General features: G+C 51.3%; 13 protein-coding genes. 5 read left to right on the forward strand and 8 right to left on the reverse strand.

What is annotated here, in order from left to right:
• Positions 1-15: 15 nt before the first annotated feature.
• A complete protein-coding gene (locus GJJ30_RS29670) occupies positions 16-591 on the reverse strand; it encodes an anthranilate synthase component II (protein WP_154178868.1) in 576 nt (191 codons plus the stop codon).
• Positions 592-670: 79 nt separating this feature from the next.
• Between GJJ30_RS29670 and GJJ30_RS29675 the strand changes: the two genes are divergently transcribed.
• Together GJJ30_RS29675 and GJJ30_RS29680 are read left to right on the forward strand one after the other, a co-directional pair.
• Positions 671-1,936: an NAD(P)/FAD-dependent oxidoreductase gene (locus tag GJJ30_RS29675; RefSeq protein WP_154178869.1), complete on the forward strand. Its 1,266-nt coding sequence runs from the start codon at positions 671-673 to the stop codon at positions 1,934-1,936.
• A gap of 150 nt (positions 1,937-2,086) precedes the next feature.
• Positions 2,087-2,878 carry a hypothetical protein gene (locus tag GJJ30_RS29680; RefSeq protein ID WP_154178870.1) on the forward strand — a complete coding sequence of 264 codons (792 nt, stop codon included), beginning with the start codon at positions 2,087-2,089 and terminating at the stop codon, positions 2,876-2,878.
• 44 nt (positions 2,879-2,922) lie between these two features.
• Here GJJ30_RS29680 and GJJ30_RS29685 read toward each other — a convergent pair whose 3' ends face one another.
• From GJJ30_RS29685 to GJJ30_RS29700, 4 genes are read right to left on the reverse strand one after another with little or no spacing between them, the layout of a single operon-like run.
• Entirely contained in the window at positions 2,923-3,669 is a 747-nt protein-coding gene (locus GJJ30_RS29685) for a hypothetical protein (protein ID WP_154178871.1), read from the reverse strand.
• 21 nt (positions 3,670-3,690) lie between these two features.
• Complete coding sequence (locus tag GJJ30_RS29690; protein WP_154178872.1) at positions 3,691-4,320, reverse strand: hypothetical protein; 630 nt, start codon at positions 4,318-4,320, stop codon at positions 3,691-3,693.
• A 12-nt stretch (positions 4,321-4,332) separates the two neighbouring features.
• Positions 4,333-5,754: a hypothetical protein gene (locus tag GJJ30_RS29695; RefSeq protein ID WP_154178873.1), complete on the reverse strand. Its 1,422-nt coding sequence runs from the start codon at positions 5,752-5,754 to the stop codon at positions 4,333-4,335.
• A gap of 37 nt (positions 5,755-5,791) precedes the next feature.
• On the reverse strand, positions 5,792-7,216 hold the full coding sequence (locus tag GJJ30_RS29700) for a Kelch repeat-containing protein (protein ID WP_154178874.1): 1,425 nt from the start codon (positions 7,214-7,216) through the stop codon (positions 5,792-5,794).
• Between the two features lie 191 nt (positions 7,217-7,407).
• Between GJJ30_RS29700 and GJJ30_RS29705 the strand changes: the two genes are divergently transcribed.
• A complete protein-coding gene (locus tag GJJ30_RS29705) occupies positions 7,408-8,835 on the forward strand; it encodes a sensor histidine kinase (RefSeq protein WP_154178875.1) in 1,428 nt (475 codons plus the stop codon).
• Here GJJ30_RS29705 and GJJ30_RS29710 read toward each other — a convergent pair.
• Positions 8,788-9,408: a response regulator gene (locus tag GJJ30_RS29710; RefSeq protein WP_154178876.1), complete on the reverse strand. Its 621-nt coding sequence runs from the start codon at positions 9,406-9,408 to the stop codon at positions 8,788-8,790. The two genes, GJJ30_RS29705 and GJJ30_RS29710, sit on opposite strands and share 48 nt — an antisense overlap.
• A 234-nt stretch (positions 9,409-9,642) precedes the next feature.
• Between GJJ30_RS29710 and GJJ30_RS29715 the strand changes: the two genes are divergently transcribed.
• Complete coding sequence (locus tag GJJ30_RS29715; RefSeq protein WP_154178877.1) at positions 9,643-10,578, forward strand: esterase-like activity of phytase family protein; 936 nt, start codon at positions 9,643-9,645, stop codon at positions 10,576-10,578.
• 231 nt (positions 10,579-10,809) lie between these two features.
• The gene (locus tag GJJ30_RS29720) at positions 10,810-11,358 is read left to right on the forward strand and encodes a C40 family peptidase (RefSeq protein ID WP_154178878.1); all 549 of its coding nucleotides are present in this window, start codon (positions 10,810-10,812) and stop codon (positions 11,356-11,358) included.
• Here the strand turns inward: GJJ30_RS29720 and argB are convergent.
• The gene (gene argB / locus GJJ30_RS29725) at positions 11,349-12,146 is read right to left on the reverse strand and encodes an acetylglutamate kinase (RefSeq protein ID WP_154178879.1); all 798 of its coding nucleotides are present in this window, start codon (positions 12,144-12,146) and stop codon (positions 11,349-11,351) included. The two genes, GJJ30_RS29720 and argB, sit on opposite strands and share 10 nt — an antisense overlap.
• Positions 12,143-13,090 (reverse strand): N-acetylornithine carbamoyltransferase, encoded by a 948-nt coding sequence (locus tag GJJ30_RS29730; protein ID WP_154178880.1) that lies wholly within the window; start codon positions 13,088-13,090, stop codon positions 12,143-12,145. Before GJJ30_RS29730 ends, argB begins: the two co-directional genes overlap by 4 nt.
• Between the last annotated feature and the right edge of the window lie 5 nt (positions 13,091-13,095).

Genomic DNA, 13,095 nt, shown 5'->3' on the forward strand with positions numbered 1-13,095 from the left:
ACAACGAAATGGACACTATTTAGTAGATTTCACAAAGGTAATCCAATTTCTCAATATTTCTAATCCGTATTGGGTCAATGCCGCTTCGGGATGAAACTGAATGCCCCAAAGTGGCCACTGGCGGTGCCGAAAGACCATATTTTCACCCTCGGCCGTAGCCGCCAGAGCAGTTAGGTCAGCGGGCAGGTCGACCAACACCAACGAATGATACCGTGTAACGGAAAATTCGTCTGGAAGGTTTCTAAATAAAGCACTGTCGGCGGTTTTCCTAATCACCGAAAGTTTGCCGTGCATCGGTTTGACCGCATTGATCAGGCGAGCGCCGAAGTATTCACCCAACGCCTGATGCCCCAAACAAACACCCAGGATCGGCAGTTGCTGATGGTACCGATCAATCACCTTTAACAGACAACCGGCCTGTCGGGGTGTTCCCGGACCGGGCGACAGAACGATGCCGTCGTACGACTCTGCCGTAATTTCGTCCATCGAAACCGTATTCCGTACCACCCGACACGTGGCGCCGGCCTGCTTCAGGTAGTCGACGAGCATGTAAGTGAACGAATCGATGTTGTCCAGAACGAGTAAATGCATAGCATACAAACTAAAAGCGCAAAAGTAATCATCCTATCCGGTAACCTGTATTTTTGTAAAAATTAGAACCCAGATTCCGATGCAGTCCAAACCATCCGTTGTCATTGTGGGTGCAGGCATGGCCGGCCTGACCTGCGCCGTTTACCTTCGTCAAGCCGGGATTGAAGCCACCCTTCTGGAAGCTTCCGATGGGGTCGGCGGGCGCATCCGTACCGACCTTGTCGACGGTTTTCGACTCGACCGGGGTTTTCAAATCCTGCTGACCGCCTATCCCGAAGCTCGTCGTTTGCTGAATTATGACGCCCTGAACCTGCAGCCATTCCGCCCCGGTGCCCTGATTCACCAGTCCAGCCAATGGATTCCGTTCATCAATCCGTTGCGCGAACCCGCGGGTTTGTTCCAGACGCTGGCGTCCGATGCGGGAACATTCAGTGATAAACTGCGGATCATCGAATTGATACGACTGGTTTCCGGTTTGCAAACCGACGACTTTTTTAATCAGGAAGCAACTGATACAGAAACGTTTCTCGAAGCCTTTGGGTTTTCGGAGCAAATCATCAACCGGTTTTTCCGACCCTTTTTTGGCGGTATTTTTCTGGAAGATGCGCTGGCTACCTCGAGCAACTTTTTCCAGTTCTGTTTCCGGAATTTCTACGCCGGTAATGCTGCGGTTCCGGCGGCTGGCATGGAAGCTATACCTCAACAGCTGGCCGGACAACTCGCGCCGACCCAAATCCGCCTGAATTCGCCGGTGGAAACCATCCAGGGTTCAACGCTTAATCTCAAAACCGGTGAAACCATTTCTGCCGATCACATTGTGCTGGCCGTTGATGCCGCTGCCGCTGATCGGCTGTTGGGGATCGAAACGCCGAAGCGGTTATTCAACTCAACCACCAATACGTATTTTACCGCCAGCCAATCGCCCAAACTGAATCAAAACCGCTCCGAAAAACTGCTGCTGCTGAATGCCAACCGGCAATCGGCCGTTCATAATGTTGCGATCATGAGCGAGGTAGCTCCCTCTTACGCGCCCAACGGTCAGTCGCTCATTTCGGTCAGTACGCAGGGACTCGAGATTGTCAACGAAAAAGCGCTGGCCGAACGGATTCGGAAAGAATTGACGGTCTGGTTCGGAGCTGAGGTTGAGCAGTGGCGCTGGCTGAAAACCTATCACATTCCCGAAGCGCTGCCGACTTATTATCCGGGAACGCCCCACGCCCCGCTGAAACGCGCCGAGAATCTTTATCGATGTGGTGACCAGACGGCTTATCCATCTCTCAATGCCGCCATGCAAACCGGCCGGAAAGTAGCCGAACAGATTATTGCGAATGCGCCGGTTGCTTAACAATTTTGTGGCGTTCGGATTACGGTTTTCCGTTGACGGTCATCGGTTGACGGTCGCTTACGCTTTATTCATTGAAGGCGACAGTACGGGCGAAAACCGCCCCCGGCTTAAGCGGAAAACCGTAAACCGAAGACCGTAAACCCAATTTCAATGCGTTGGTTAGTCCGTTTTCTGGTCTTTCTGCTGATTTTGCCGCTGGCTTACTTTGCCGCATTTCCGCAGATTGTTCACTGTCAACTACTCAAATACAGCTCTGATTTTCAACAAATTGCCGGATCGATCTGGGTAGCCGAAACGACCCCGGCGCACCAGCGCGTTTACCTGGTTTTTGAAATCAATCAGGCCCGGGAACGGCTTGCCACCCTGTGGCAGAGTTCGCCAAAAAGCCGGGCGACGGTTATTTTTTGCCAGACGCCGGAACAATACGAACATTACTGCGAGGACGGTGAAGGCGCCGGATGCAGCCTGGGCACTCCCTGGGGTGATTCCTGGGTGATTATCAATCCGTACGGCCGAAATCCCGACGTGCTGGCGCACGAGTTGTGCCACGACGAATTGTTTACCCGCCTGGGCTGGTTAAAAACCCAGCGACAGATTCCACAGTGGTTTAACGAAGGATTGGCGCTGATGATCGACCAGCGGTTTACGTCGGCCACCGATAGCCTGGGACGCTACGACGAATTTCACGATCACTGGCTGGAACAATCGCACGGCCAGCAGATCGTGCTGAAACTGGACGAGCTGAAATCCATGCCTGATTTTTTCTCGGGCGACGAAAACCGCGTCATGCTGGCTTACATGACTGCCGGTCGGGAGGTTTCGCGCTGGCTGACGCTGGTCGGGCGGCAGGGGTTGGTGAAGCTGGTGGAAGCGGTTCAGAAAGGCGACGATTTTGAAACCGTGTATCAGCGATTGGAAAATGAAGCCAAAACCGGTGGATAAAGGAAAGCGCACCGAACGGTTTCGATGCGCTTGAACGACAACCATTAATTTTCCTGCGAGATTTCTACGCCTTCAATGATGTACTTCCGTCGGTCGTTTCCGCCATTATCCAGACGGAAAGAAAGGGTAGGATTGATGGGATTGGTGGAATTTACAGTAAAATCACTGTAATTAAATGGCAGAGCATCCCGGCTGATGTTGCTATTGGTTGCTGCCGTGATGACATCCAGTTTATACGTTTTGGCCCGTACATCCACTTCGACAAAAACGACATGCCTCAGGGTAGGATCAACCTTTCCTAAGTCCCTTTTCCGATCGGAATCAATATCTTCTACTCGTTTTATTGTGCCGTCGGCGTAAAAATAGAATCTGGCTATTGTTTTTGCTGCTCCGTCGGAAAGTTCAATAAGTACATACTCGTCTGGATCGACAGCATTCTGATGTTGAGCTGTCCAGGAAAATCTAAGTTTTTTGTCGGAACTGGTACTTGCTCCCCGAAAATTGAGCCACACTCTGGTCTCGGGGGGATAAGGTATAAGGGGTACTTGTGTAAAATGCAGGGCCTTTTCACCGGAAATAGTCGAATTTTGAACCCGTATCCGGGGAGCAATAACGTTATCGTATCGAATTACATCACCGACCGGGTCGCCGGGTAATTCTGTATTAGGTTGTATCCCGGTTATATCATTTTCAAAAGTCGATACCAACAACTGAGTTCGGCTACAGGAACTAAACAAAATCCCTATCAAAAAAAGCAGGATGAAATTGGTATGGTATTTCATGGTGTTCATATAAAACCGTGTAGATAAAAATTAATACGTACTGACTTTTTTCGCCAACTGATCGCCGTCTTCCCAGACCCGGGCTTGATTGATCGGAATTAAAATCAGATTTTTCGAATCACCGTTCTTTTTGGTGAGCGTTGTGGCCGTCTGGAAATTGATGATGCCTCCCGTACCGATTTCCCCCGAAATAACCCGCAGTGTACTGTAGTCAATATTCTCCGGCATCAGCGTTTGGTTGGTATTAATAAACAGGGTGAACTTGTTGCCACTCCCCGACAATTCGCCCGTAGATACCGGCCTTTTCGTAGTCCCTTCTTTAAACTCCATCTTTATCGTGCTGCCCGACTGCTCGTAGAATTTATAGGTCTGATCATCAATGACCCGTCCTTTTGAATAGGTATCGTCTGAATTATAGGGGCTTAACAAGCGCATCGGATTGACCACAAAGATGCCTTCGATATTGGGTGGCGCCGACCCTTCGTTAATTCTAATCCCTTTGGCTTTTAGGTCGTCCAGCGTGGCCTGCGGAACGATCGTTTGAATTTTGGCCGAAAGACCGCTGGTGGGTTCATTGTCTTTTTTGCAACCGCCTGCCAGCGCGAAAACACCCAGCATGACCAGAAACCCCGGCCGAAATTGATTTAAACTGTTTTTCATCATGTGTATCGTTTAAGGAGTATATTGCCAGAATTGGCCCATCAGGTTGGTGCAGGGAGTCCCCGAAGTATTCCGGTATTCATGAAATATATAAGTGGTATTACCAATGGATTCCATATTGAATACACTTAGAGTGCATCCTTTACCAGTGGCTGGCGCTCGGTAAACCTCAGCAGGAGCTAGAGCCGTCGTCCACGCTTGCGTAGCAAAATTGTAGGTGAAGTAATTCCATCCCAAGTTTACAAAAGTCAGTTGTCCATTCACCAGATAGGATTGGCCGCTATAGCTGCCACCTTGTATTTCCGAAGGTGCAGAGGCTTTCTGCGTCCAGGCATCGGCAGCCGCATCGTATTCCCACAAATCGGATAAGTTACCACGATTGTCGGCATTCCCCCCCATCAGATACCCTTTGCCATTATACGCCGTACCAAACGCCCTGTAGCGGGCTTCTCCGGGAAAATCCTTCTTTTTAGTCCACTTGTCGGAGGTTGGTTCATATTCCCAAACCGCTTTACTGAGTTCTAGGAACGTTGACGTGTTAGACCCGGTTATGCTGTATCCACCGCCAACGACATACCCTTTACCATTCAACACCATCGCAGCCCGGTAGTTGCCGATGAAGGGAACCTGACCTTTTGGTGTCCATTTGTCCGCTGCGGGGTCGTAGACATACATCGTGGACGTCGTGATTTTAGCTCCCGCCAGAAGCGTGATCATCGTATACGCTTTCCCTCCAATGGAAAATATGGGTAGTGTGTAATCCACCTGAAAACCGTTCGTCACCGGCAAAGCCGCCTTTTGACTCCATTTATCCTGCGTCGGATCATATTCCCACAAATCATTGAGTTCAACCTTAGGCGATTTGGTTTCATCCGTTCCTCCCAGCACATACAGCTTCCCGTTGAGCGTAAACACGCGCGACATTCTCCGGCTTTGCCCCGGAAAACTAGCCTTGCTTATCACCGTGCCCGTGGACACCGTCGTTGAGGTGGAGGCTTCGGTTTTGAAGTCCACTTTCATACTGATCTGCCCGACTTTATTGACCGCAAAAAAGTAAACCGTATACGCCGTATTGGGCAGCAGATTGGTCAGTTTGGCGGTAACCGTCAGCGGAAACGGGCCGCTCGTAGCCCCCAGGCTCACCTGTTTGGAATCCGTCTTTCCGGTTTCGGCATACGTATAGCCGTGCTGCGTGATGGCTTCCCCGCCGTTACTTTCCAGAACGGCCGTCACCTGCGCCGAGGTGCTGGCAATGCCGGTGATGGCCGGGTTGGTTTTGACAACCGGAATGGTGGCCCCGCCCGTCACCGAGGTGCTGCTGCCCGGCGGGGTTGTGCCGCCGGGTGTAACCGGATCGGGTTCCGATTTTTTGCAATGAAGCATGGCTATCGCCAGGCTTGTGAAAATCACAAGCGAAACAAGACGCGTTCTCATTGGAAATCAGTTAGGTTGAATAGTTAGAATTAGCCGCTTACTTCTTCACAAACTCGTAGAGTTTACCCATTTCCTCTTTGTCGCAGGCCGTCAGTTTGGCAGCCTCTTTGGTGTTGCTAATCACCGCGAAAATCCGATCCCCGACGTGGACCATGTTCAAACCGCTTTCGGGATAGGCGTCACAGGCTTTGGGATACGGCAACAGATTGGTCAGTTGGGGCGTCACCTTGAGCGGGTCCAGCGTCAACACGATCGGCATAATACCGTCCCGGTATTTCTGGCCCGTCCAGGTATTGTATTCCACGATTTTATCACTGCTAAATCCGAGGGATTTCGAACTGCTGCCCGCGCTGAGATAATCCCGGGTGGACACTGACGTCCATTTGTCCGTCGCGGGGTCATACGACAGCGTAGAAACCGGTTGCCCCGACTCCGAAGCCCCAATGACCAATCCTTTACCGTTTACACTGGCACCGATAGCCCCGCCTGATAAGGGGCCGGAAAAATCGCCTTTCTGGGTCCATTTGTCGGATGAAATCGTGTATTCCCACACTTTCTTTACAAAACCGGTCGAACTGCTGTGTCCGGCAAAATAGGCTTTGTCGCCAATCACGAAAGCCGCCGTACCGCCGGGGTCAAAACCGGTAGGTAAAGCTCCTTTTACCGACCATTTGTTCGCTACGGGGTCAAACTCATGGACGTTGGCTTTTACATCATTTGGCGTCGGACCAACCCCCGCCGGGAAAAAGATCTTTCCGTTGGCAACCAGCGGCCGAATGGGCGGAAAGAAAATAGCTGATTGCGTAAAAGCGGTTTTGGCTTTTTCGGTCCAGCGATTGCCCGCCGGGTCGTATTCCCAGGCGTCGTAAAACCTTTGTTTAGCACTGTACCCCCCTAACAGATAAACTTTATCGTTCACGGCTACCAACCAGAAATCATTGCGTGGATCAGCGGGAAATTTGGCCCGTTCGACCCACGTTCCACTCAATTCTCCGGTGGTTGCTGCTGCGGTACCGGTTTTTACCTGCGCCACCGCGCCATAACCGGTTCCTTTGTCGTTGGTCGCATAAGCCCTGACGTAGTACGTTGTGTTGGCTTCCAGACCGGTCAGTTTACCGGTAATCGTTTGCGGAAAAGGCCCGGCAGCACTTCCCAGCTCGGTTTTGCTGTCAGCGGTGGTGGGCGTCTGGCTGGTTTTGCTGTAGACAAAACCATGCTGGCTGATGGCTGCGCCCCCGTTCCCGTCGATTACCGCCGATACGGTGGCAGAAGTGGCCGCAACTCCGGATACGGTCGGGGATGTTGCGGTAGTGACAGACGGGGCGGTAGTGGTTCCTGAAACAGCGGTATTGCTGCCGGGATTGGTCGAACCGCCGGGCGTAACCGGGTCGGACGTTTTTTTACACTGAAACAGGGTAGAAATGACTACGACGACAAGCGCAAAGAGCAGAAAAGGTTTCATGGTGTATATAGCCGAAAAGCGGTCGTTTGTTTGAACTACCTCAAAAGTAGTGGCGGCCGACGCGCCTATCAATCCCATGATGATGGTACCGAACAACCCCATTCTGACTACGTAGAATTACGCATTTTAACAAATGGTATACATTCAGGACTCAATTTTGTGTAGCTTGTTCTTCCATCAGCCCCTTCCCCATGAATTGGCCGACCGACTACCCAAGCCTGCGCGTTTTTCTGGATGGTATGCTTTGCATGATGCTGCTGTACATCCTGATTTCGTACGTTTGGCACCGCAAACCGCTTTATGTATGGTACAGCATTTACATTATCAATCTGCTGGCCTACTTCCAGTTGAATGATCTGTGCCATTATTATCTGGACACGAATGCTCCGCCGGAGCAGACCAACCGGGCGCTGCTGATCGAAAGCGTTGTCCAGTGTATTTCATTCATCATCTACGGGCGGTTTGCCATTGTGTTGATGGATCTGAAGACGAACGATCGGGTTAGCGTTTGGCTGATCAACCTGATTGCTACGCTGGCTCTGGTCCTGATTGCAACCGATGCGATCAGTTTTCTAACCGGTAACACAGCGAGCCCGCTTCAGCAGACGTTCTACACGGCGAGTCGGTATGTGGTGTGTTTTTGTGCATTGGCAACCGTTCCCCGCATTCTCCGGTTGCGGAAGCAGGTTGTGTCTTATTTTATCACCGGCACGCTGTTTTACGTATCGGGCGCTCTGCTTGGGTTGGTGATGTTCCAATTTGGCTGGGCCAGTCGCCAACCCAATGCGCCGTTTACCTTTCCCATGATCCCGATGCAGACCGGTGTGGTTCTCGAAACAATCTGCATTACGATTGGGATTTCGCTGCTGAACCGGAAAACCGAGCGGGATAAAATTCAATTTCAGGAACAGTTAATTGAACAACTTCAGGAAAACGAGCGCAGGCAACGCCAGCTCCAGCACATCCGCGACGACATTGCCCGCGACCTGCACGACGAAATCGGCTCCGACCTGAGCGGTATCAGCATTCTCAGTAGCGTAGCCGCCCGGCAAATCGACGATCAGCCTGATAAGGTTCGAACGGCTCTGAATACTATTGGCGAAACCGCTCAGAACGTCATGTCGGCCATGCGTGAGATCATCTGGAGTCTGAATTCGGCGCAGGATTCGACAGAGCATCTGAATCTGCGCCTGAAAGAAACCGCCTACAATATGTTTGAATACACTCCGGTTGACGTGAAGCTGTCATTTCAGAAGAACTTACCGATCAATTTACTGCCGACCCGGCACCGGCGCGATTTTCTGCTTGCCTACAAGGAGATTCTGCACAACATCATCCGGCACGCGCAGGCCCGTCATGTATCGATCAGCCTGCAAATAGTGGGTGAAGATCTTTGGCTGGTTATTCGGGATGATGGAATCGGCTTTGATCCGCTTCTCCGGCGCTCCGGCAACGGTCTGACCAACATGCAACAACGTATTTCGCGACTGGGTGGCCAGATTAGTGTTCAATCGCAACCAGGCCGGGGAACTACCGTAACCGTTCGATGCCAGGTTTTTACGGACGAAATTTCAGCGCCGGTAGCGGGCGATGGCCTCCGTGACGGAGTGAACATGTAATTTCTCGTAAATCCGCTTCACGTGCGTTCGGACCGTTTCAATGCTGATTCCGGCTTCAACCGCTACCAGCTTGTAACTCAGTCCACCCGCCAGCAGCGAAAGAACCTCCGTTTCCCGATTGGTGAGTTGGGCCATTTCTTCGGAAATCGCAGGCTGGCGGAGGGATAGCAATACTCTTCGGGCGATAGCGGGCGACATGGGAGCTCCGCCGTTGTATACCTCGCTGATGGCTTCCATAATTCGGGCGGGGGCGGTTTTCTTGAGCAAATACCCCGTAGCTCCGGCGCTTAAAGCCTGAAAGACGCGCTCGTCATCATCAAAAACCGTGAGCATCAATACATCCACCGGCGCGAACTGCCTACGAATTTTCAAGACGGCCTGAATACCATCCTGACCCGGCATCTCAATGTCCATCAGAACCACATCGGGTGTCAGTTCCCCGACCTGCTTTTCCACCAGCATCGTATCACCGAAAGCCCCGGCCAACACAAAACTGGGGGTAGCTTCGATCAGAAATGAGAGAGCTTCCCGTAACGTAACATTGTCTTCGTAAATCAGGACGCGAATCGACATGGCAATTGGCAGTATCAGGATTTGGATGCAAAGTAACCAACGATTCAATGCCGGAACATCCCATAATCATGGGAGTTCGGGATTTCCTCTCTCCATTTCAGCAAGCTCATAACAGGCGTTATTGAGTAATTTCTACTTTTTAGACCAAAGAGTTGTAACTTGAAACAGAAAAACGATGGTCAAAAACGACTTTTTATTTACCTTCTTCGCAACCGCCGTAACATCAGTTCATTCATGAAGTACCTGCTGAGTATTCTTTTTTGCTTTTTCTTTTTCTGCTCCGTCCAAAGTCAAACCGTCGCCTTCGCTTTTAAAGATTACCTGACGCTTCCCCGCAGCCGCAACATTCACAATATTTCCGGTCTGGAATATATTCCGCAGCGCCAGGAATGGCAGCTGGCGGGCGATCGCGGTCAGTATTTCCTGTTTCGAAACATCCATCAACTGATGGATTGGGCGTGCCAGCCGGATTCCAGTTTCCAGACCGGTCTCGACCTCGAAGCGGTTCGCTACGATGCCGCATCGGACACTTACTTTTTTGCCGTTGAAAACAACAACGAATCGTTTGTTGGTTATCGGAAACACGCCATGCCACAAACCGGCGAGTCGTTTGAGCGACTTCCGCTGCCCCATTCCCTGCCGGTCAAGAAAAACAAAGGCGTTGAGGCTCTGGCTTTAACGACCAATTACCTGTGGGTCGCTCCCGAAGCCGGATCAACCGAAGAAGCCCGCGTTGATAATTCCCTGATTCATTTCTACCGCTACAAAAAAACCAACGGTTCGGTGGTTTTCGACTCGGAGTTTAGCTACGAGATCGACCGGAAGGTTTGCCCGAGTGAAGCGCTCGGCGGTATTTCAGAAATCATTGCCATTCCCGGCGATGAAACCCGGTTACTGGTTCTGGAACGCTGCTACGAGAATGCCACCAAAACCGTCACGGCAAAACTGTACGAAGCCCAGATCGACGAAACCAACAAACGACTGGTCAAGCAGAAAGAAAAACCGGCTTTCAATTTTAACAACCGCAACAGTTTTCAGCCTGACAACGTCGAAGCCATGACCTGGGCAGAAGACCTCGACGGCAAAAAAATCCTGGTCGTGATGAGCGACGACAATACTGGCAAAAACCAGTGGACGCAGATTATTCTCCTCGAATTACAGTCAAACTAAATTGATCAAGCGGTTACAAGTACGGATAAAGCTTTTCTTTCGCCTTCAGAAGCTAACGAGTCCCGAAACTTGCTAACGTTCAATAAATTACGGCTTCACTTATATCCGAACAATCTAAAAAGTCTTCCATTTTTTATTTGTTACCACTATACCAAAAGCGGTAAATTGTTTGGATTTTTTAGTAAACGGTTCTATTTTTAGAAATCGAAACTTGACTTGACCTACTAATTTATGATTAGAAAAGTGCTCCTGACGGCGCTCTGCGTTGTCTCGTTTGGCATTGCTCAAGCCCACCGCCCTTTTAAAAGAATCGTTAAAAACCACTTGGTTAAACGTCCAGCCGTGGCCGATACGACCCACAACGAAACCGCTTTCTACGATCGGATTCCGTTGGTCAACGACATTCTTGGCTACGCTAAAAAATACCTTTCTTCGCGGTATCGCTCCGGCGGCTCTTCACCCCGTGGCTTCGATTGCTCCGGTTTTACCCGGTTTTGCTTCAGTAAATTCGGAATTACGTTGCCCCATTCGAGTGCGGCCCAGAGCAATGTGGGGGTTGAAATTGAGCAGGAAGTAGCTAAACCCGGCGACCTGATTTTCTTCAAGGGTCATAGTTCACGCAGCAGCAGCATCGGCCACGTCGGCATGATTGTCGAAATTGTGGGCGACCGCATCAAGTTCATTCATTCGGCCTGGAACGGCGGGGTTCGCTACGACTGGCTGCACGCCAGCTACTACCAACAGCGTTACGTCGGCATCCGCCGGGTGGTTCATTCCTGAACACCCAGGCTCAGCACCGTTCCGACTCCGCTCGTGCTCACCGCTTCGGCCACCTGATTGGCGTGGCAGATGATCACTTTTTTAACGCCTTTTTCGAGTGCATTGAACGCGTTGTCGAGCTTGGGAATCATGCCCTTGTTGATGATGCCCCGGTTTTTGTAATCGGCGTAGCTTTTGGGCGTGAGTTCCGCAATGACGCTATCGTCATTTTCCGGATCCGACAGCACCCCTTTCTTCTCAAAGCAGTACACCAGTGTCACCTCGTTGCGAACCGCCGTATCGACCGCAATGGCCGACGCCATCGTATCGGCGTTGGTATTCAGCAAACTCCCCGTGCGATCGTAGGTCAGGGGTGCAAAAACCGGTACCAGATTCTGGCGAATAAAATACTGGATCTGACCCGAATTGACTTCTTCGATATCGCCCACAAAACCGTAGTCGATCGTGCCAACGGCTCGCCTTTTCGACAGAACGGTGTTGGCGTCTGCGCCCGTCAAACCGATGGCATCGACGCCAATGGCCTGTAATTGAGCCACAATCTGCTTGTTGACCAAACCGCCATACACCATCGTAACTACGTCGAGCATGGGCTGATCCGTGATCCGGCGGCCTTCGACCATCGTGGTTTGAATACCTAACTTTTCGGCTACCTGCGTGGCAATTTTACCGCCCCCGTGGATGAGAATTTTATGACCGACAATCCCGCGAAAGGAAGCCAGAAATTGCTTCAGTGCGTCGGGATTGTCGATGACGTTGCCGCCTATTTTAATGATAATCAGACTGTTCATAAACCTTGCAAAACTCCTTTCAAAACCGCCTGCGCCGACCACTCGCGGTTGGCCGCCTGTTCGATCACGATCGACTGCGGGCTGTCCAGCACCTCATCGGTCACTTTCATATTCCGCCGAACCGGCAGGCAGTGCATAAATTTTCCGTTGTCGGTCAGGCGCATTTTATCCATCGTCACCATCCACGATGGGTCCTGGGTCAGCACCTGACCGTATTGTTCGTAGGACGACCAGTTTTTACCGTAAATAAAATCGGCGCCTTCAAACGCTTCGTCCTGGTTGTGCGTCACGCGGGCGCTGCCGACAAATTCCGGGGCCAGGTCGTAACCTTCCGGGTTGGCAATTACAAATTCCGCATCCAGGTGATTCATCCACTCGCTGAAGGAGTTGGCAACGGCCTGCGGCAGCGGTTTGAAATGTGGCAGCCAGGTCAGCACGATTTTCGGACGTTTCCGGACCTTGAATTCTTCGATGGTGATGCAGTCGGCCAGCGATTGCAGCGGATGCCGCGTAGCGGATTCCAGGTTGACGATAGGCACACCGGCGTACTTTTTGAACTGATTCAAAACCACTTCCCGGTAATCCTGTTCGCGATCCTGCAAACCGGCAAACGCCCGAACCGCCACAATATCACAGTATTTTCCGACCACGGCGGCCGCTTCCTTGACGTGCTCGGCCTTGTCGCCGTTCATCACCGTGCCTTCTTCCATCTCCAGCCCCCAGCTATCCTGCCCAACGTTCATCATGATGACGTTCATCCCGAGGTTCTGAGCGGCTTTCTGGGTGCTCATTCGGGTGCGCAAACTGGAATTGAAGAAAATCAGGCCAATGGTTTTGTTATGGCCCAGCGACTGATCGGCAAATGGATTCTGTTTGGCATTTAATCCCTCCTGAATGAGGGCATTCAAATCAGTTACGTCGTCGTACGCTAAAAAATTGGTCATTTCGG

The organism is Larkinella terrae, assembly GCF_009668025.1.
In the GTDB taxonomy this organism is placed as follows: domain Bacteria; phylum Bacteroidota; class Bacteroidia; order Cytophagales; family Spirosomataceae; genus Larkinella; species Larkinella terrae.

Coding starts and splice junctions, on each gene's coding strand:
- GJJ30_RS29710 (WP_154178876.1), bottom strand. CDS start 9,408: ATGTCGATTCGCGTCCTGATTTACGAAGACAATGTTACGTTACGGGAA.
- GJJ30_RS29675 (WP_154178869.1), top strand. CDS start 671: ATGCAGTCCAAACCATCCGTTGTCATTGTGGGTGCAGGCATGGCCGGC.
- GJJ30_RS29685 (WP_154178871.1), bottom strand. CDS start 3,669: ATGAACACCATGAAATACCATACCAATTTCATCCTGCTTTTTTTGATA.
- GJJ30_RS29715 (WP_154178877.1), top strand. CDS start 9,643: ATGAAGTACCTGCTGAGTATTCTTTTTTGCTTTTTCTTTTTCTGCTCC.
- GJJ30_RS29720 (WP_154178878.1), top strand. CDS start 10,810: ATGATTAGAAAAGTGCTCCTGACGGCGCTCTGCGTTGTCTCGTTTGGC.
- GJJ30_RS29680 (WP_154178870.1), top strand. CDS start 2,087: ATGCGTTGGTTAGTCCGTTTTCTGGTCTTTCTGCTGATTTTGCCGCTG.
- GJJ30_RS29690 (WP_154178872.1), bottom strand. CDS start 4,320: ATGAAAAACAGTTTAAATCAATTTCGGCCGGGGTTTCTGGTCATGCTG.
- GJJ30_RS29670 (WP_154178868.1), bottom strand. CDS start 591: ATGCATTTACTCGTTCTGGACAACATCGATTCGTTCACTTACATGCTC.
- GJJ30_RS29700 (WP_154178874.1), bottom strand. CDS start 7,216: ATGAAACCTTTTCTGCTCTTTGCGCTTGTCGTCGTAGTCATTTCTACC.
- argB (WP_154178879.1), bottom strand. CDS start 12,146: ATGAACAGTCTGATTATCATTAAAATAGGCGGCAACGTCATCGACAAT.
- GJJ30_RS29705 (WP_154178875.1), top strand. CDS start 7,408: ATGAATTGGCCGACCGACTACCCAAGCCTGCGCGTTTTTCTGGATGGT.
- GJJ30_RS29730 (WP_154178880.1), bottom strand. CDS start 13,090: ATGACCAATTTTTTAGCGTACGACGACGTAACTGATTTGAATGCCCTC.
- GJJ30_RS29695 (WP_154178873.1), bottom strand. CDS start 5,754: ATGAGAACGCGTCTTGTTTCGCTTGTGATTTTCACAAGCCTGGCGATA.